Below are 18,697 nucleotides of genomic sequence, written 5' to 3'. Positions count from 1 at the left end.
TAGTTTTTATTGATAGCAGTTTTAGTATTTAATCAATGGAAGATTAATTTCATGGATATTCATAGAATTGTTTTTTATAAACCTGATGACTATGAAATTACCTCTTATAGAACAGCAACACATGATGATATAATACAGTTATTAGTAGATTCATTTAATGAAACAAAAAAAGTTGAAGAGATTTCTAACATAGAAGATCCAAGTTTCTATATTACAGTTGAATATAAGAGTGGCCGAAAAAAGACTTTTTACTTATGGATTTCTGAAGATAAAGAATATGTATTTTATACTAAGAAAAAGAATAATAATCAGATGTATAAAATGAACGAAGAAAGCACAAATTGGATCAAAATATATTTAGGACTTAAAAATCATTAACTTTTATTTCTAGCGTATAGATATTAAAATGGAAAATACTCTATTAAAGATATAAAATACATGTATCAGCAAATAAAGAGAAAAATGTTAGTTTAGGGGGTAAGGTAATTATGATTCAGATACTAGATATTTCTTATGAAGAAATTGAAGCTATCAGGGACCTTTGGGAAAAGAATAGACAGTATCATGAAAAAAGTTCAGAATACTTCAAAGACTTGTATCATTCAATAAATTTTGATCAGAGAACCAAAGCATTTAGTAGGTTGAATGAAGACACAATAAAAATAACTGTAGCCAAAAACGAGAATGAGTACATTGGATATTGCATTTCGACGATAATTGATAATAAGGGAGAGGTTGAGTCAGTACATGTGGATGAAACCAAAAGAGGACAGGGAATTGGAAAAAAGCTTGTAACAAAGCACATAGAATGGATGCGTGAAAAAAAATGTAAAGTAATAGGGGTAACAGTGTCTCAGGAGAATGATTCTACAATATGGTTTTACAAGAAACTGGGATTTTATCCAAATACCTTATATATGCAGCAAAAGTAGCAAAATTGAACACTTAGTTTGAGATAACAGAGTTTTGAGAATATACTACTTAGGAGTAGTTCAACATATATTTACTAAGGGACGTGATAATATGTATGGTCTTGTATTAGAAGGCGGTGGAGCAAAGGGTTCATATCAAATTGGGGCATATAAAGCTTTAAAAGATTTAGGTATTGAAATAAAAGGTGTAGCAGGTACATCAGTTGGAGCTATCAATGGAGCTATGATAGCACAGGGTGATATTGATAGAGCATATGAAGTATGGTATAACATGAATCCTTCGAGAATACTAGATATTGACGAAAAGCATATCGAAAAAATACTAGAAATGGATTTAAAAAAGCAAGATATTTCTAGTATTGTTAAGAAAGCAAAGACAATAGTTACCAATGGCGGCTTTGATACAAAATATATTAGAGCACTAATAAAAGATAATGTAGATGAAGGAAAATTAAGAGAATCACAAATCGACTTTGGGATAGTAACAGTATCATTAACTGATAAAAAACCCATGGAGTTATATCTAGAAGACATACCTGAAGGGAAGTTAATAGACTATATAATGGCAAGTGCATATCACCCAGCTTTTAAGCTTGAAAAAATGGATGGAAAGCTGTATCTTGACGGTGGGTTCTATGATAATCTTCCTATAAAGCTATTACAGAAGAAAGGATATAAAGATATTATTGCTATAAGACTGTATGCTTTAGGTAGGATAAGAAAGGTTAATGAAGACAATCTTAATATTACATATATATCTCCATCTGAAAAACTATGTAAAACTCTTGATTTCAGTAATAGAAATGCAAGAAAAAATCTTAAAATGGGATATTATGATACTTTAAGAGCGTTTAAAGGACTTAAAGGACTTAAGTTTTATTTCAATCCCAAGGATGATGAAGATTATTTCATGAATTATCTATTAGCTTTTGGGGAAGAAAAGATTTTGAATATCGGCAAGATATTAGGTATTGAAAACATCTCATATAGAAGAATGATGTTCGAGTTAATAATTCCAAGACTTATAGATTTATTAAGCCTTGATAAGGACTGTAGTTATGAAGACATTGTGATAAGATTATGTGAAGAAGCAGCTAAGCATTGTAATATAGAGAGGTTTAAGATACATAGTTTTGAAGACTTTATATCTGAAGTTCATTATAAGTATCCTTCGGATAAAATTAAACCTAAAAGAAATATACCTAGATTTATAAAGCAAAATGAGCTTCTGTCAATGACAGCAAAACAGGAGATAATAGATGAAATAGTAATTGAATTATTTAGAGATATTAATAAGAAAATATAACTTTTATTGTAGTAGATAAGCCGAGAATATGATATGCTCCCCTTATGGTTGACAGTTCCAACTTTTTATTTTTCTACTGTCTTCTTAACAGGGAGCGGTTCAATATTCTCGGCTTTTAAAATAAGAGTTTTAAAAGCAAAATGAAAATTATAACAAATAAAGGAAAAAAATTTTAAATATAGAACATATATATGATACGTTTTTTATTATTTTCAATATCTTATATCAAAAAATGATTATAAACTTTTTCTAATTTAGAGAATAGAGGAGGCCTATAAGTGGACAATAGTGACACACAAGAGAAATTTAAAGAAGAAGTTTTTTCATACAGGGTTTCAAAAGATAATAAAGTATTTCTGTTTTGGTATGGAAAGCAAGTAAAGATATTAAAAGGAAAAGAAAGCGAGAAGTTTCTTGCTAGAATAACTGGGGCAGAATTCCAAGAGTCTCAATTGATTATGGCCAAAATAACAGGTAATTTCAAACGAGGAAATGAAAAGCTTAATAAATGAGATATAGGAATCTTCAAGAAAAGATGATAGATGTTCTAGTTTGATTTAAATCATGCATATAATTATCTCTAAAAATAACAATGAATTTTAATACTGGATCAAAATATATTTTAGGAGGATTAAAATGGATATTTACCAAGTTGATGCATTTTCAGATATTCAATTTAAAGGAAATCCAGCAGCGGTCTGTATTTTAGAAAAAGAGTATGATGATTTAGTTTTACAAAATCTTGCTATGGAAATGAACTTGTCGGAAACAGCATTTGTAAAACAAGTTTCAAGTAATGAGTTCAATCTAAGATGGTTTACTCCTGAAACAGAGGTGCCGTTATGCGGACATGCTACATTAGCTAGCGCTCATATATTGTGGGAGAACAAGATGGTTGAAGAGAATATAGCAATTTTATTTAATACATTAAGCGGAGTTCTAATAGCAAGAAAGAGAAATGAATGGATAGAGCTAGATTTGCCAAAAGGAGAATTAAAGGAGTCAGAGGGAGACAAATATTTACTTGATGCATTTGCCGTATCACCTATAAAAATCTATGAAGATGATATTGTATATTTGCTTGAATTTGAAGATGAAGAAGAAATAATCAATTTAAAGCCTGACTTTAATATACTCAAAAGAGCAAAAAAAGATGAAGTAATAGTAACAAGCAAGGTCAATAACATGAATTATGACTTTATATCAAGATTTTTTGCACCAGCAATAGGAGTAGATGAAGATCCAGTTACTGGTTCAGCACATTGTTATTTGGCTCCATATTGGATAGAGAAATTAAGCAAAGAAGAAGTTTTAGGATTCCAAGCTTCAAGACGAACAGGATATGTAAAATGTAGTTTAAATGGTAATAGAGTGATACTTCAAGGAAAATCCAAGACAATATTAAATGGAACAATACAAATATAGAATTGCAAATATTTTTTGATTATTTTCTGAGAAAAGGGAGTATTATGATGAACACAAAAATGAACAGTTTTGAAAAATATATTGATTTAGGAGATAATATAACGCTGGTTTATCAAGAACCTGATCTTTATTTATATTAAATATATAAAATTAAATGTAGCCAGTGTCTGCAAGAAAAAATGGAGGGAGTATAATGTTAAATAAATTAAAAATTTTTGTATGCGGTTTTATTAGCGCTATTATTATCTTAAATATGCCAGCTGTTATTGCTTCAGTAGAAGAATACACTTTACAAAGAGCAAATTTTAATATTGTTATCGATGGAGAAGAGTATAAGGATGACAAATTGCCTATATTGATAAAGGATGGAAATACTTATATCCCATTGAAGAAGTTTTGCGACATTAGCGGTATGAATATTCATTGGAATAGCCAGCTTAATCAAATTGAAATTAATAGAATTGGCACTGAAATAGGAAAAATCAATAATGAAATAAATATTAACAACGGAATAATAGATATTAATTTAGAAGAACTAATTGGCAAAAAAATATCTGTAAATGATAAGGAGCTTATTTTTACTAAAGATAAGGAAACTAGTGCATTATTCCTGGATGTAGATGGTACAAAATATATTCAAGAAGCATATGTATTTCAAGCTATTGCATCACATAATAAGGTTTACCAATTTAAACGTGACGAACCAATATCTAAAGAGTTTCAATTTAGAAATGATTTGTACCTTCATGAAATACTAAATAACCAGATCGTTAAACAAAATATTCCCACAGTAATATACCAAGGTATAGAGTTTATTGATTACAAATTTTATCTAACTCACATAGCTTCGTTAAAAGCAAATAAATAGCTTATATTACTTAAAAATTTATATTAAAGAAGCTGATTATAAGCAATGCTTTCTTCGAAAAGTATTACTGAGCTGCTAAATATGATTTATAGAAAAGTAGCTTCGAATAATGAAGAGTATCAAAATGATTTATCAATTTTATGTTTTGATTTTTATTATAAATTGAGCAAAATGAGTTGAAAACATTATGTTTAAAATAGCTTACCCTGTACTAAAGATGATATAAAAGAAGTGTTGGAGATTATGTTTAACTTATTTATATGAAGAGGAGGAATAAATGTGAAAAGCATAAGTAACTTATTAAGGATTGCACATTATAATTTGCTTTTTTATATTGAAATCGAGTGTAGCACCTTCAATGTGAAGGGGACGCTTACTATAAAAAATGATTCAAATAAAGATTTCTGTGAAATACCGATCCTATTATATCATCAGCTCAAGGTAAAAAATATAAAACATGAAAACAACAGAAACTTATGCTTTTCACAAGAAAGTTTACCGCTTGCAGACGAAGAGAATTACTATGTAAACTATATTGCCGTTAATCTGAACAATACTTTAAAACAAAAAGATCAGATTAATCTTTATATTGAGTACGAGGGTAGCATTAATGGTTATTCAGACATAATGTTCTATGTTCAAGATAAAATTAATAAGGAGTTTTCTATTATTAGACCTGATTGCCATGCATATCCTATGATAGCTGAACCATGCAATGAAAGCATATTAAAAAGCTTTAGTAATAGTTTTACGTATAACCTTTTCATTGATGTACCAAAGGATTATGTAGTAGGCTGTGGAGGTGTATTGGAAGAAATCATACACGCTGATAAGCGGAAAATTTTTAAATACATAGTTAGCTTACCTACATGGAGATTTGATATTGCGATTGCTCAATATTCTATAGTGGAGGATAAAAATATAAATTTGAAAATATTTGTATTTCCTGAGCATAAAGCCAATGCTGAAAATATCATAAAAAACGAAATTAAAAGAGCTATAAATTTTTTTGCAAATGTATTAGGAAATTATCCAGAAGACAAATATTTTACTGTCATAGAAACAAAAGAAGGCTATGGTTCGCAAGCTGGAGATAGTTATATAATGATGGAAGAGCATGGATTTATTGATGATAGCAAAAGCTTGACTCATTTGTACCATGAAATTGGACATGCTTGGAATGTCAAAGCAAAGTATAGCGTACAAAGAACAAGATTTTTTGACGAAGCTTTTGCTTGTTATTTCGAAGCACTTGCAATAAAAGAATTCTTTGGAGATAAAGCTTACAAAGAGAAGATGGAATTGTATAGGATAAATTTTATTAGGAGCGTAGAGATAGAAAAGACTAATTATGATACTCCTATATGTGATTATGGCAAGTTTGAGATGGGTCACAATAGCTATACAAAGGGTCCTTGGGTTTTATATGTGCTCAATGAAATATTAGGAGATGAAAAATTCCATAAAACCATAAGAAATTTCCTAAATAAGTTTAAACACGAAGAAGTGGACTTTAAAGATTTTGAAGAGATAGTTCAAGAAGGTTCCAGTGTTGATTTGAAAAAGTTTTTTAGTCAATGGATATATGGTGTTGAATCATCAAAATTTTTATGTGAGGGAGTTAGTATATCTGATATTATAGAAAGCATTCAATAAAGTTTCGATAACTTAAGACAGTTACTTTATAATCATATTTCGCAATTTTCTAACTATATAAAAAAATGAAAAGGAAGGTTTATGTTAATGATACAATACGGAAGAAGTGTAAGATGGTTTAATGATTATAACGATGAGATAGAGTTCTCAGAATTAAATAAATTTGAATTTATGCAGATTTGGTTTAAGAAAGGAGAGATAGTACTTGATCAAGTGTTATCTCCAAAAGAAAGATGTATATTAAATTCTAGATTTCCAACAATAATTCATGCACTTTATGATATTAATGATTTTGATAAATATAATAGTGAATTGATCAGATTATTAAAATACCTAAACCATAATGAGGTTATCATACATCCTATATGTGAAACCCTTCCAGTAAATTCAGAAGCTATATATATACTTGCAGAAAACATTTATAAAACAAATCAATTGCTTAAAATGAACAGTATAACACTATATATTGAGAATAATAGTGTTATTAATAAAATAAATTACACACCAGATGATTTAAAATTAGTATTTGATAGAAACCCCGATGTCGAGCTTCTTCTTGATATTGCTCATATTGATGACTATAGTCACCTGCAGAAAATCATTGAAGTAAAATTTCCTAAGTGTTTACATATAGCAGATAAGCGTTTTAGTGTAGAACATGAGCATCTTTCAATAGGACAAGGTGAACTTGATTTCAAGCTAATTTTTCAAAAATATTTAAAAGGATATGATGGAAAAATTATATTTGAAGTAGTTGACGCGGATGAAGAGATTATCAAATCTAAAGATATAATACAAAGGATAATTGAAAACGACTAAATTTTTTAGTTTTTAATTTTTAATTAGTATGAATAATAAATATGACACACTGTTGTCATCTTAGATTTGATATTATTGATTAAAAAGTTATGGGGTGATATTTGTGGCAATATTTAAATTCTATCAAATATTTCTAAGTATAAAGGAAGAATTAGGGGAAGATATGGCAGTTAAGATATTTCCTGAATACTCCACACTTCCAGATAAATCGTCTGAAATGCCTGCAGATGAACAAGCGAAATTAGGGAAAATAGTTATGGACAGAATGGATGAATTGCTTGAAAAAGACACTATCGTTAAGATTAGGCGAAAACATACATGTAATTTAACAAAAAAACAGATTCAAGAGATTAATGAGTTGAAAGAAAAAAGTGGAAGTCTTGATGAATTTTGTGTAAAATACTCGAAGCTACTTTCACCAGGATATGTAAAGAAAGATGGAGATTTGCTAACTGTTTCATTTGGTTGGAACAAATGTGTATGTGGAATGTTTAGAAAATTAGATAAATATGAGCCTGTATCAAAAACATGGTGTGAATGCTGCAATGGTCATGTAATAAAAATGTATAGTCTTATTTGTGACAAAATTGTTGAAGCAGAAATTCAAGAAACAGTGGCAAGTGGAGGACAAGATTGTATTTTTAAAGTGATGCTGTGTCCTGCCAAGGATTGTATATAGATTCTTTGAGTTCTATATTGATGAAGTCGGCAAACTATGTAATCAAGAATTATTTATATAATACAAAATAAAGGGGAATAACAGATGAAGCATGAATGGAAAAAGAAAGAAAAGAATTTATATATGCCAAAACAAAATCCTGAACTTATAACGGTCCCGAAACAAAAATTTTTTATGATAAAAGGAAAAGGAAATCCAAATGATAAACAATTTTCAGAAAAGATAGGTGTTCTTTATTCATTAGCTTATGCTATTAGAATGATGCCAAAACAAGGATATGTTCCAGAAGGATATTTTGAATATACAGTATATCCGTTAGAAGGAATATGGGATTTAACAGAAGAAGGAAAGAAATTTGAAACATTAAATAAAGACGAGTTGATATATATTATCATGATTAGACAACCAGATTTTGTAACAAAAGAAGTAGTAGACAAAGCGTTCGAAAGTGTAAGGAAAAAGAAGCCACATCCATTACTAGATGATGTGACATTTGGTACAATCGAAGATGGCTTGTCTGTGCAAATGCTTCATGTAGGCTCATGTGATAATGAACCACAAAGTTTTGAAGTAATGGAAGAATTTCTAATAAATAATAATCTTGAAAGAGCTTCTTTACAGCATAGAGAAATATATCTTTCTGATGCAAGAAAAGTTGAACCAGCAAAATTAAAAACTATTCTGAGATATATGGTTAATCCAAGAATATGAGCATAATTTATGTTTAACATAAAATGAAAAATCTAAAGAAAATAAATATAAAAATCTTTGAGGAGGTAAAGTATGAGATCTTATATACTTATATACGAAGGCTTTGTTCAATTTGAAGTTATACTGGCAAGCTATTTTTTGAAAACTAAAGGAGAAATAATAACTGTTGGAGTAGATGAAAGTAGAGTTACCTCTGCAGAGGGATTTATTACTGTACCGCATATTACTATTGGAGAGGTAGATGTTAACGAAGTAGACATTTTTATTATTCCTGGTGGGGAACCGGGGAAGCTATTAGAAAACGTAGACTTGCATGAGTTACTTATTAAATTAAATAATCAAAATAAGGCTATTGGTGCTATATGTGCTGCACCTATTCATCTAGCAAAATCAACAGTTTTAAAAGGTAAAAAATATACAACTACACTACCAATAGAAGAGTTTAAAGAATTCCAAGGATGTACTTACTTAGATGAAAATGTTGTAGTTGATGATAATATAATAACTGCAAAAGCAAGTGGATATGTAGACTTTGCTATTGAAATAGGTAAGGTAATGGATATATATGAAAATGAAGAAGATTTAGAGGAGACAATTAGATACTTCAAATATTTTAATAAGATATAATATTGTTAAATTAAATGGGATCAACTGACAATTTAGATTACTTAGGTGTATTAGAATATCAATAGGAGGAGTTAGTATGAATGTTGATATTAAAGTTATTCCTAATTTGCGAACACTAATGATGCAAGGAATAGGCACTTTGGCTCTAGTGGGTGTATTTGTACTATTTTTTTATATTATTTTCATTCTTATTAAATTGCCTAAGAAAATAGTGACTTTAGAAAATAAAGTGAAAACCATAGACGAAACCATAAAAAGAATGGAAAATACTATAACTAAAAATAAAGAATGATATGTAGGAGCTAAGTCTTCAAAAAATCTGAAAGGAGAAGTATATGAATCAAATAGTAGAGTTCTTACTGGAAAATGCTTGTCCATCCATAAAGTATAGAGTAAAAAAGGAAGTTCTAAATGAAATAAGTTTATATGAAGAAGAATATCTACAAAATCAAATTTTAGAGGATAGGCTTGTTAAGGAATTTTTAGAAAAGCAAAATACTGATGGATGGATAGATGAAGACTTTCATAGTGAAAAAGGGGTTGAAACAGCCATCAGATTATTCTTTGAGAAAGGTGTTTTACACAACCAATCTTCAATTCTAAGAATGATTAATGAGTTAGAAAGAAGAGAAGAAATATTTGATAAAGGATGCCTGTCTAATGTCGGTAAAATATTAGATAAAAAAGGATTTGGGGGCTCACAATTAATTCGAGCTACCTCCCTTAGTTATGCTGGCTTAGAAAATAGGACATTTATTAAAAGCGAAATTGAATGTTCATTAGACAAGTTCAAGTTCGTACTTACTGTGGATAAAATAGAGGATATTGCAGAGCAGTATAAAAACAAATTAGTTTTTAAGGATAATGTGAAATGGCCGAGTATATATGACCTTAGACTTCTTGCTTTTACGAAAGAATGGAGAAATGATGAAAATTATAAAATTATTGTAGATTCAATAAGACAATTAGTAAGGCTATCACCAATTCCTGATATACTCGTTTTAGAGAGAAATCAGCTAGTTGCACCGGCTTCATTTTGTATGCATAATTTTAATCCGTGTATTGATACTTTTGAAGATAAAGACTGGATGATGTGGTTTCATAGAATGGAGTTATTATCAAGACTAGGAGTAGTAAATCATATTAAAGAACTAAAAGAGCAGGTTAATTTTCTTTCTAAGAATCTAAAAGAAAATAATGGGCTATTCAAAAAGAAAATGAATCATTATTATTTTACAAAATGGGGCACATATATTGGATTAGCATTAGAAAAAGATTGGAGATCACAAAACAGACGCATATGTGATTTGACGTTTAGAAGTTTATTAATATTATATTATTCAGAGCTTTAATATTATAATAATGTGAAGTAAAGGGAGGAAATAGAGTGGAAGCAAGAATCAGTTTGATTACAATTTGGACAGATGATGTAGTTAAAATGAAAAAATTTTATAATGAAGTTATAGGCTTTAAAATAATTAATGACCTTGGTGAATATATTGAATTTGAAAACGAAGGTGTTAGATTTGCCATTTGTATGAGAACGGTTATGTATGACTATAGTAAAGAATATAAAAAACAAAGTATTGGACAGTCTTTTGAACTGGCTTTTTCATGTGAAAGTCCAGAAGCCGTTGATACAACATATAAAGAAATAATATCAAAAGGTGGAATACCTATTCATGAACCGCAAGATATGCCTTGGGATCAAAGAACCGCACTATTTTCAGACCCTGATGGGAACATACATGAACTCTTTGCAGAATTAAAGTAATCTACAGTCTTTTAATATGATATGACTTCTACAAAATACTCATATAAACAGAATAAGGAGTTAAGAAATGAAATCAAATTACAAAATTAGCGCTGATATTATTGATAGTATTAGTCAAAGATATCGTGGGAAAGTCCCTGGCATTTCAATAATGGCCATAAAAAGTGGAAATATTGTATTTAGTAAACAGTTTGGTTTGGCTAATCTAGAATATGATATACCTATTACACTGAGTACAGTATTTAATCTAGCTTCTATTAGTAAACAATTTACTGCAATGGCAATTATGATGTTAGTTGAAAAAGGCATTTTAGGGTATGAAAAAATGTTAACTGATTATCTGTCTGAGCTATCTTATTGCCAAGGTGTGACAGTACGTCATCTTTTAAATAACACCTCAGGTATTGAAAACTATTATAGAATTATTGAAAGGATAGGTAAGTCAGTTGTTAATGTAACTAATAAAGATGTATATAGTCTATTAATTAATCAAAAAAGCTTGTTGTTTGAACCTGGCAGTAAATTTGATTATTCTAATTCCAATTGGGTATTACTTTCTTTGTTAATAGAGAATCTATCAGGACTATCATATTCACAATTTATTGAAGAAAATATATTTAATAGAATAGGAATGAAAGATGCTATGGTATTTGATGAAATGCAGCCAATAGTAAAGAATAGAGCTTATGGCTACAGAAAGGAAAATAATAACTACTATTGTGATTATGTAGAGGCATTAACAGTAGGAGACGGAGGAATCTTTGCAACTATTGAAGACCTTTACATATGGGATCAGGTGCTTTATACAGATAAGTTAGTAAGCAGAGAAAGCATAGCGTTAGCTTTTACCAATGGAACAGGAGAAGGAGAAGAAAAATATGGGTTTGGTTGGAGTATAGAAGATTATGAAACGGGAAATAAGAAGGTTTGGCATACTGGACTGGATGCAGGCTTTAGAAGTGTAATAACTCGTTATCTAGATAAAGAGTTTACTGTAATTATACTATCTAACTCATCTCAATGTACGTGGGATGAAAGAAAGAAAATAACTAACGAATTATATGAGATATTTAACAAAAAATGAGGTGTCAATATGAATATAAACATTACCAAAAGTAGCTTTGAAAAAATAAAAGAGAAGATGATAACTAGTATTAATAATCAAGTATCGTACTTTGATTCTTTTTTAGAAGATCACATTTTAAAATCTGAACATTACGAAATTCTTAACGGTTCAGAACAAATAGGATACTTTTCCATATTCGATAAAAGTTTATTAACTCAGTACTACTTAGATAAAAGCTTTAGATATTGTTCTCAAGAAATATTCGATAAAATTAGAAGATATGAAGAGATTCAGAGAGCATTTGTTTCAACAGCAGATGAATTTTTTCTGACACACATAATTGATTATTCACGTAAAATAGAACCTCAAGCTTACTTTTTTAAAGATATAAAAGCTGAAATTTCTGATGACAATATATTAAATAATTTTACTTGTAGGCTAGCAGTACAACAAGACATTAAGCTTATAAAAGATAAGACAGGAGATTTTTTTGATGATGTTGTTGAGCAAGTACAAAAAAAGCAAATATATATTGGATATAAAGATGAAGAAATCATGTCTTTTGGGATAATTGAAAAAAGTCAGATATATAGAAATGTAGCAAGCATAGGAATGTATACAGTTTCAGAAAAAAGACAATGCGGCATAGGTAGGAATACACTAATTCGATTAAAAGAGATTTGCTATCAAGAGGGCATAATTCCTATCGCAGGCTGTTGGTATTACAATCATAACTCTAAAAAAACCTTACAAAGTGCGGGAATGATTCCTCAGTCAAGACTTCTTGTAGCAAAACTATAGAATACTAATAATTTATCATCAATTAGAATACCTAATCATGCGTAATATTTAGTTATAGTATAATTGAATTATTTAACGAAATAACATAATTTTATAATAAGAAGAAAAATAGAAAAAATATGTTTTTTAAGAAATTAAGAGGTGTAGTATTGTGAATATAATAGAGAACAATAGGATTAAAATTAGTGAGCCTATTAACATTGCTAAAAAACCAAAGAATTTGTTTGAGCAGAATAAAAGTCAAGAAGAATTTTGGGATGATGAATATATTTCGAAACAAATGCTTGATGCACATTTAAATCCTACATTAGATGCAGCAAGTAGAAAGCGAGAGACTATAGCGGAGACATGTAAATGGATTAGTTCAAAAATAGGTACAATAGATAATACTAAAATATTAGATTTAGGGTGTGGTCCAGGTCTATATGCATCTATTTTAGCTGACTTGGGTTTGGATTTGACAGGAATCGATTATTCAAAAAGGTCTATTGAATATGCAAAGGAAGAAGCAATTAGGAATAATCAATCAATAAGATACATTTATGAGGATTATTTAGATATGTATTATAAAGATGAATTTAATGCAGCATTAATGATATATTGTGATTTTGGTGTGCTATCAAATGAAAGTAGAGGAGTATTACTAAAAAAAGTACATGATGCTTTAAAAAAAGGCGGGTATTTTATTTTTGATGTATGGACAACAAACAACAAAGAATTGACTTCTATATATAAAGACTGGAAAATACATGATAAAGGCGGATTTTGGAGTGAAAATTCATATATTGAGCTAGTAGACAAAAATTACTATGAAGACGAAGAAATTTCTTTAAAGCAGCATATAATCATTGAAGATAGTGGAGACAGCAAGGTTTATAACTTATGGGAACAATGCTATACTACTGAAGATATAACTGCATTACTTGAACAATATGGTTTTGAAGTAATTAGTATATACAGTGATTTAACAGGAAAGCCATATGAAGCTACAACAGAAGTAATGGGATTGTTAGTTAGAAAAAGATAAGTTTTATCCAAATTATATCTTAAAACCACGAAGATAAGAGCCGAATCAATATAAATTATTGATTGAGGCTCTATTTTGTTGCTTAATTTCTTTACCTGAGATGCAAGGCTGATATTTTTTCACATTATACTTGACAGAGCATATTACAAATAATAATATATAGATATACGATACATAGATATAGGAGGTATAGGATTGAAAATCAGTAAGGAGCTTATTAAAGGAAGTACTACAATGTTAATTCTTAATTTACTAAGCACAAATGACATGTATGGATATCAAATGATTAAGGAATTAGAACAGCGATCAGATAATACGTTTACTCTTAAAGAAGGAACTCTTTATCCAATCTTACATACTTTAGAGAGTCAAGGAATGATTGAGGCGTATTGGGAGGATACTGAGTCAGCTCGAAAGCGAAAATATTACAGCATAACCAAAGATGGTCACAAGCTGTTAATTGAGAAGCAAAATGAGTGGCACACCTATAGCGAAGCTGTTAACAAGGTCATAAAAGGAGGTGCTTGCCATGAATAAGTATACTTCTGAATTTTTAGAAACGGTATGTAGCCAAATAAAATACAAAAAGATTCATCAGGATATTTCAAGAGAATTGAGAGAACATATAGATGAAATTACAGGTGAATACATAGATAGCGGAATGACAGAGGATGATGCGATAAAAAAAGCAGTGCAACGTATGGGAAATCCCATTGAAATTGGAAGAGAATTTCATAAAACTCATAGACCAAAACCAGAATGGTCAATTATTATGCTGATTGGCATGATGGTTTTAGTAGGTGCAGGTGTCTTATTTTCTATTGCAAGTGATAGTGCTTTTTCAACTCCGATTGAGCAATTTTTTAAGTCATATTTAATATACACCTTAATAGGAATTGGTGTTTGCATTATGTGCTATTTCTTTGACTATACAAAGATTGAAAAGTATTCGTTACATATTTTTGTGATTACTCTTGCTTTCTTATTTGTGTCTCGACAATGGTCACCAAGCTATGTTAACGGTCTTCCGCAATTCGTGATCGGTCCATTTAGATTTACATCCATATCCATAGTATTGCCCTTTTTCCTTATATCATTTTCAGGTCTTTTAAACAAATGGGTAACTGGTGATATAAAAGATATGTTAAAACTACTTGCTTTGGCAGCAGCAGCCGTATTTATGTGCCTAACTCGACCATCTTTTGCAAATGCCATGCTACTTGGATGTGGTTTTTTAGTTATGCTTACAATATCTATCATGAGCAAAGACTTTAAAGGGAAAAGAAATAACTTTCTATTATGGATATACGGTGGTGTTATAGGGGGGATTTTTTTAAACCTATTCTTGATGATAATGACAGGTGGTTATCATTTATGCAGAATAAAAGCTTTTTTTAACCCTGAGAGTGATCCTACGTCAAGTGGATATGTATATATCACTGTACAAAAAATATTATCTGGGGCAAAACTATTTGGAAGAGGAGATGGCCTATATTTTAACTATAAAGGTATAGATGATGCTTTTGTGCTTCCAATGGCGAATTCAGAGTTTATTTTTACCTATATTGTTTCTGTATTTGGTTGGATTGCTGGAATAATAGTAGTTTTCATTGCTACATTAACAATTATACGAATGTTTCTTGCAACTGGAAGAATTCATTCATCATATGGGAAATATGCTGCAAGCTCAATTGTAACAGTATTTGCACTACAAATAATTGCAAATATACTAATGAACATTGGATTATTCCCTATATTAGGAATTACTTTGCCTCTTATTTCCTATGGAGGAACCAACTTTGTTACTAATATGGCTCTAATCGGATTATTGCTCGGAATATATCGCAGGAAAGATTTAGTTTTGATTAATAGCAATATTAGAGAATAAGTAGTGAGTTTGAATTCTATATTCAGCGAATGTTCAGGAGGAAAAAATATATGGATTTTTTTGGTGCAAAATGTTTTAATAATAGTAAGAAGAAAAGAGGAGGAAAGAGAAAAGTTATAGTTTTAGTACTATTGATTTTGGTGGTTGGTGGTTTGATATATGAGAAGATTGGCGAGTTTATGGACAGCAATAGGTTCCAACCAGTAGGGAGATTAATTGAGATAAATGGACATAAGATGCACATATATGGAGAAGGGATAGCAGATAACACACCGACAGTTGTTTTCACTTCAGGATGGAAAACACCAAGTCCATATGTTGACTATTATCCATTGCAGAAAGAAATATCAAAATACACTAGAGCTATAGTATATGAAAGGCCAGGATATGGATGGAGTGAGGTAGCTAGTGGAGAAAGAGATATTGATACAATTACAAGAGAATTACATGAATTGTTTAATAAAGCTGGAGAGAAGGGCCCTTATATTCTTGTCGGACATTCTTTCGGAGCAAATGAAGTTTTGAGGTTCGCACAATTATATAGTGATGAAGTTGCTGGAGTAATGCTTATCGATGGATCAAATCCTGATTATACTGTAACTCAAAAAAGGCCATCAAAATACTTTTTGAAGTATGGAACTGTTAAAAGTACTATGTTTAATAACATAATTAACGCATTAAACAATCTAGGGATAACAAGAATTCTCTTTAAAACTACAGGTATATATTCTTCAAAACTGACAAGCTATAAAAATGATCTTTCTTTAGCTCCAAACGAATTAAAAGAGCTTGACGAGGCTATGATTATAAAAACTCTTAACAACAAAAATCATCTTCAAGAGTTAAGGATGGATGCATCGAAGCTAGTTGAGAGTAAGGATATAGGAGATATTTCTCTAAAGGTTATTACTTCTTCTTACTATAATGATTCAAAATTTACAAGAAATATTCAAAAGGGATTATTAAGATGGTCTACAAAAAGCGAGCAGATTATTGTAGATGATTCACAGCATTATGTTCATTGGTTTAAGCCCGAAGTTATTAATGCAGAGATTATAGAAATGATTCATGGAGAATAGAGGCATCATTACTACAGAGAATAAAAAAATAATATCAGGATATGACAGAAATTATTGTAAATAACTAATCTGTTAGCGAAAAAAATAATTATTATAAGAAACGGGGGATAATTTTATGAAAAAGAAGCAAATAATTTTATTTTTTATGCTTATTTTTTTGGCCTCAAATACTTCAGCATGCTCTAAAAAAGCCGATAATTCGATAAACAATACTGAGACTGATGGATATTTTGAAATTAGTAAAGACTTATATATAGAAAAAATACAGGATGGAGTATATGTAATTGAACATAAGTTTCCATGGCCTGCAAATTCACTATTAATCGAAATGGATGATTCAAGTTTAGTTTTAGTAGATACTCCATATACACCTGATGCTACAAAACAATTATTAGAATGGTCAAAAAACACTATTGGTGATCGTGAAATAATCGCAATAAATACAGGGTTTCATTTCGATAATTTGGGGGGAAATAGAAGTTTAATTGATAACAATATATCAGTTTATGGTTCAGATTCAACTGTGTCTCTAATTCAAGAAAGAGGAGAGAATGCAAGAAGTCTATTTCTTCAATGGCTTAAGGGCACTGAAGATAAAAGATATTATAAGGTTTATCAAGATCTAGAATATGTAAAGCCTACAAATGTATTTGAATTACAATCTGAAAAGAAAATAAAAATTGGGAAAGAAGATATATATATTTACTATCCTGGAGAATCGCATTCTCCTGATAACATTGTAGTCTATTTTCCAAATAAGAAAATATTATTTGGAGGATGTATGATAAAAAGCTTGGACTCAGAAGATTTAGGAAATACTGAAGATGCCAACTTAAAGGAATGGCCAAATTCAGTTAAAAAGGTAATTAATAGATTCGAAAATACTGAAATAGTTATACCTGGACATGGGAAATGGGGTAAGACTAATTTGATGAACCATACATTAGATTTATTTACGCAAAAATAGTAATGATATTTTGATGTAATTAAAATATATATTTTACTATAAGTCGTACTATGATATTCGACAGTTAAAAATACTTAGGTAAAACACGAAACAATATATTATGCCACAAGCCATTATTATATATGTCTTGTGGTTTTGTTTTTTCTAAATATACAAAATATAAAAAGGAGATTGTGTAGAAAAATAGAATAATATTATTGTAAATCCAAGAAAAAATTAACTGTTTTAATATCTGGAAAAAACAACTATTAGAACTGTGAAATTTATCAGTATCTATAATACTGACAGAAGAATTCTTTATATAGAAAAGGAGTAATATTTATGGTCAATACTAATTCACTTAAATTCAAAAGAGCAACAAAAGAATATCGTGAGTACTGTCGAGACAAGAATGCTTTTCAAAGTAATAATTTTTATATTGCTGTTGATAATGAAGATAATGTTTTAGCTACAGGTGAGCTGTTTATTAATTCCCTTGAAAGTGCTGATTTATATACCTATATGAATAAAGAATATATGCATGAAGATGAGACTATTATAGCATTTGTTGATGAAATCTTGTATTGGAACCCTTTCCTTAAGACGATTTCATGTACATACGGAGAAATTTATAATGATAATCCTGTTAAAGTAAAGAAAATCTCTATTGAAAGCATTCGTCCTTCTCAATTATCTATTAGTGAAGAAAAGCTATCAAATGTTTCAAGCTGGTTAAAATCAGAAGATCAAGTTGTTATCCCTGTAATCAATTCAAACGATAAATATGTGGCAACAGATGGGCATACTCGATTAGTACAAGCAGTTATTAATGGTTATAAAGAAGTATATATTTATATGGATAATGATGCTAACCCAGATACTTATAACTCATTTATTAATTGGTGTGAAGCTGAGAACATTATGAAAGTGAGTGATCTAACTAGCCGTATATTAAGTGATGAAGAGCATAAAGTCAAATGGGTAGGTAGATGTGAAGATTACTTTAGGAGTTTGAGATGAGTCACTAAATATAATGTAAATTAACTAAATGTAGCAAAAAATTTAATCAGTAAGATTAGTGTTAATAGATAAA

22 protein-coding genes are annotated in these 18,697 nt (G+C 29.7%); all 22 read left to right on the top strand.

The genetic code is table 11. The features are described 5' to 3' along the window. Nucleotides 1–9: 9 nt before the first annotated feature. The 22 genes from HNR33_RS15745 to HNR33_RS15640 all read left to right on the top strand — a co-directional run bounded on the left by HNR33_RS15745 (nucleotide 10) and on the right by HNR33_RS15640 (nucleotide 18,624). Nucleotides 10–378 (top strand): YhfM domain-containing protein, encoded by a 369-nt coding sequence (locus HNR33_RS15745; protein WP_429085054.1) that lies wholly within the window; start codon nucleotides 10–12, stop codon nucleotides 376–378. A gap of 110 nt (nucleotides 379–488) precedes the next feature. Then, on the top strand, nucleotides 489–932 hold the full coding sequence (locus HNR33_RS15740) for a GNAT family N-acetyltransferase (RefSeq protein ID WP_429085052.1): 444 nt from the start codon (nucleotides 489–491) through the stop codon (nucleotides 930–932). Nucleotides 933–1,023: 91 nt separating this feature from the next. After that, a complete protein-coding gene (locus tag HNR33_RS15735; RefSeq protein WP_429085050.1) occupies nucleotides 1,024–2,238 on the top strand; it encodes a patatin-like phospholipase family protein in 1,215 nt (404 codons plus the stop codon). Nucleotides 2,239–2,516: 278 nt separating this feature from the next. After that, the gene (locus tag HNR33_RS15730) at nucleotides 2,517–2,750 is read left to right on the top strand and encodes a hypothetical protein (RefSeq protein WP_429085049.1); all 234 of its coding nucleotides are present in this window, start codon (nucleotides 2,517–2,519) and stop codon (nucleotides 2,748–2,750) included. A gap of 124 nt (nucleotides 2,751–2,874) precedes the next feature. Next, nucleotides 2,875–3,663 carry a PhzF family phenazine biosynthesis protein gene (locus tag HNR33_RS15725; RefSeq protein WP_429085048.1) on the top strand — a complete coding sequence of 263 codons (789 nt, stop codon included), beginning with the start codon at nucleotides 2,875–2,877 and terminating at the stop codon, nucleotides 3,661–3,663. A gap of 193 nt (nucleotides 3,664–3,856) precedes the next feature. Then, on the top strand, nucleotides 3,857–4,531 hold the full coding sequence (locus HNR33_RS15720) for a stalk domain-containing protein (RefSeq protein ID WP_429085046.1): 675 nt from the start codon (nucleotides 3,857–3,859) through the stop codon (nucleotides 4,529–4,531). A gap of 279 nt (nucleotides 4,532–4,810) precedes the next feature. Further along, nucleotides 4,811–6,187: a M1 family aminopeptidase gene (locus tag HNR33_RS15715; RefSeq protein ID WP_429085045.1), complete on the top strand. Its 1,377-nt coding sequence runs from the start codon at nucleotides 4,811–4,813 to the stop codon at nucleotides 6,185–6,187. A gap of 87 nt (nucleotides 6,188–6,274) precedes the next feature. Beyond that, complete coding sequence (locus HNR33_RS15710) at nucleotides 6,275–7,006, top strand: sugar phosphate isomerase/epimerase family protein (RefSeq protein WP_429085044.1); 732 nt, start codon at nucleotides 6,275–6,277, stop codon at nucleotides 7,004–7,006. 103 nt (nucleotides 7,007–7,109) lie between these two features. Next, entirely contained in the window at nucleotides 7,110–7,685 is a 576-nt protein-coding gene (locus HNR33_RS15705) for a DUF6144 family protein (protein WP_429085042.1), read from the top strand. 84 nt (nucleotides 7,686–7,769) lie between these two features. Further along, the gene (locus HNR33_RS15700) at nucleotides 7,770–8,396 is read left to right on the top strand and encodes a GyrI-like domain-containing protein (protein WP_429085040.1); all 627 of its coding nucleotides are present in this window, start codon (nucleotides 7,770–7,772) and stop codon (nucleotides 8,394–8,396) included. Nucleotides 8,397–8,468: 72 nt separating this feature from the next. Next, nucleotides 8,469–9,023, top strand: a complete 555-nt coding sequence (locus HNR33_RS15695) for a DJ-1/PfpI family protein (protein ID WP_429085038.1) — start codon at nucleotides 8,469–8,471, stop codon at nucleotides 9,021–9,023. A 76-nt stretch (nucleotides 9,024–9,099) separates the two neighbouring features. Beyond that, nucleotides 9,100–9,315: a hypothetical protein gene (locus HNR33_RS15690; RefSeq protein ID WP_429085036.1), complete on the top strand. Its 216-nt coding sequence runs from the start codon at nucleotides 9,100–9,102 to the stop codon at nucleotides 9,313–9,315. A gap of 43 nt (nucleotides 9,316–9,358) precedes the next feature. Next, nucleotides 9,359–10,375, top strand: a complete 1,017-nt coding sequence (locus HNR33_RS15685) for a hypothetical protein (protein ID WP_429085035.1) — start codon at nucleotides 9,359–9,361, stop codon at nucleotides 10,373–10,375. 35 nt (nucleotides 10,376–10,410) lie between these two features. Further along, nucleotides 10,411–10,797: a VOC family protein gene (locus tag HNR33_RS15680; protein ID WP_429085033.1), complete on the top strand. Its 387-nt coding sequence runs from the start codon at nucleotides 10,411–10,413 to the stop codon at nucleotides 10,795–10,797. Between the two features lie 67 nt (nucleotides 10,798–10,864). Further along, nucleotides 10,865–11,881: a serine hydrolase domain-containing protein gene (locus HNR33_RS15675; protein ID WP_429085032.1), complete on the top strand. Its 1,017-nt coding sequence runs from the start codon at nucleotides 10,865–10,867 to the stop codon at nucleotides 11,879–11,881. A 9-nt stretch (nucleotides 11,882–11,890) separates the two neighbouring features. Beyond that, nucleotides 11,891–12,664, top strand: a complete 774-nt coding sequence (locus HNR33_RS15670) for a hypothetical protein (protein ID WP_429085031.1) — start codon at nucleotides 11,891–11,893, stop codon at nucleotides 12,662–12,664. A gap of 151 nt (nucleotides 12,665–12,815) precedes the next feature. After that, nucleotides 12,816–13,691, top strand: a complete 876-nt coding sequence (locus HNR33_RS15665; RefSeq protein ID WP_429085029.1) for a class I SAM-dependent methyltransferase — start codon at nucleotides 12,816–12,818, stop codon at nucleotides 13,689–13,691. Between the two features lie 195 nt (nucleotides 13,692–13,886). Next, complete coding sequence (locus HNR33_RS15660; RefSeq protein WP_429085027.1) at nucleotides 13,887–14,228, top strand: PadR family transcriptional regulator; 342 nt, start codon at nucleotides 13,887–13,889, stop codon at nucleotides 14,226–14,228. Continuing rightward, on the top strand, nucleotides 14,221–15,579 hold the full coding sequence (locus HNR33_RS15655) for an FtsW/RodA/SpoVE family cell cycle protein (protein ID WP_429085025.1): 1,359 nt from the start codon (nucleotides 14,221–14,223) through the stop codon (nucleotides 15,577–15,579). The genes HNR33_RS15660 and HNR33_RS15655 overlap by 8 nt, the downstream gene beginning before the upstream one ends. Nucleotides 15,580–15,629: 50 nt before the next feature. Further along, a complete protein-coding gene (locus HNR33_RS15650) occupies nucleotides 15,630–16,658 on the top strand; it encodes an alpha/beta fold hydrolase (RefSeq protein ID WP_429085024.1) in 1,029 nt (342 codons plus the stop codon). A 115-nt stretch (nucleotides 16,659–16,773) separates the two neighbouring features. Further along, nucleotides 16,774–17,625 (top strand): subclass B1 metallo-beta-lactamase, encoded by an 852-nt coding sequence (gene bla / locus HNR33_RS15645; protein WP_429085022.1) that lies wholly within the window; start codon nucleotides 16,774–16,776, stop codon nucleotides 17,623–17,625. 321 nt (nucleotides 17,626–17,946) lie between these two features. Beyond that, the gene (locus tag HNR33_RS15640) at nucleotides 17,947–18,624 is read left to right on the top strand and encodes a hypothetical protein (RefSeq protein ID WP_429085020.1); all 678 of its coding nucleotides are present in this window, start codon (nucleotides 17,947–17,949) and stop codon (nucleotides 18,622–18,624) included. Nucleotides 18,625–18,697: the final 73 nt, after the last annotated feature.

Source organism: Brassicibacter mesophilus, from assembly GCF_050433385.1.
Classification (GTDB): Bacteria; Bacillota; Clostridia; order Tissierellales; family Proteiniboraceae; genus Brassicibacter; species Brassicibacter mesophilus.
The sequence above is the reverse complement of the archived record's forward strand: the minus strand, read 5'-3'. Positions and strand labels throughout refer to the sequence as shown.

Coding starts and splice junctions, on each gene's coding strand:
- HNR33_RS15670 (WP_429085031.1), top strand. CDS start 11,891: ATGAATATAAACATTACCAAAAGTAGCTTTGAAAAAATAAAAGAGAAG.
- bla (WP_429085022.1), top strand. CDS start 16,774: ATGAAAAAGAAGCAAATAATTTTATTTTTTATGCTTATTTTTTTGGCC.
- HNR33_RS15720 (WP_429085046.1), top strand. CDS start 3,857: ATGTTAAATAAATTAAAAATTTTTGTATGCGGTTTTATTAGCGCTATT.
- HNR33_RS15685 (WP_429085035.1), top strand. CDS start 9,359: ATGAATCAAATAGTAGAGTTCTTACTGGAAAATGCTTGTCCATCCATA.
- HNR33_RS15650 (WP_429085024.1), top strand. CDS start 15,630: ATGGATTTTTTTGGTGCAAAATGTTTTAATAATAGTAAGAAGAAAAGA.
- HNR33_RS15675 (WP_429085032.1), top strand. CDS start 10,865: ATGAAATCAAATTACAAAATTAGCGCTGATATTATTGATAGTATTAGT.
- HNR33_RS15640 (WP_429085020.1), top strand. CDS start 17,947: ATGGTCAATACTAATTCACTTAAATTCAAAAGAGCAACAAAAGAATAT.
- HNR33_RS15695 (WP_429085038.1), top strand. CDS start 8,469: ATGAGATCTTATATACTTATATACGAAGGCTTTGTTCAATTTGAAGTT.
- HNR33_RS15710 (WP_429085044.1), top strand. CDS start 6,275: ATGATACAATACGGAAGAAGTGTAAGATGGTTTAATGATTATAACGAT.
- HNR33_RS15700 (WP_429085040.1), top strand. CDS start 7,770: ATGAAGCATGAATGGAAAAAGAAAGAAAAGAATTTATATATGCCAAAA.
- HNR33_RS15690 (WP_429085036.1), top strand. CDS start 9,100: ATGAATGTTGATATTAAAGTTATTCCTAATTTGCGAACACTAATGATG.
- HNR33_RS15725 (WP_429085048.1), top strand. CDS start 2,875: ATGGATATTTACCAAGTTGATGCATTTTCAGATATTCAATTTAAAGGA.
- HNR33_RS15655 (WP_429085025.1), top strand. CDS start 14,221: ATGAATAAGTATACTTCTGAATTTTTAGAAACGGTATGTAGCCAAATA.
- HNR33_RS15735 (WP_429085050.1), top strand. CDS start 1,024: ATGTATGGTCTTGTATTAGAAGGCGGTGGAGCAAAGGGTTCATATCAA.
- HNR33_RS15740 (WP_429085052.1), top strand. CDS start 489: ATGATTCAGATACTAGATATTTCTTATGAAGAAATTGAAGCTATCAGG.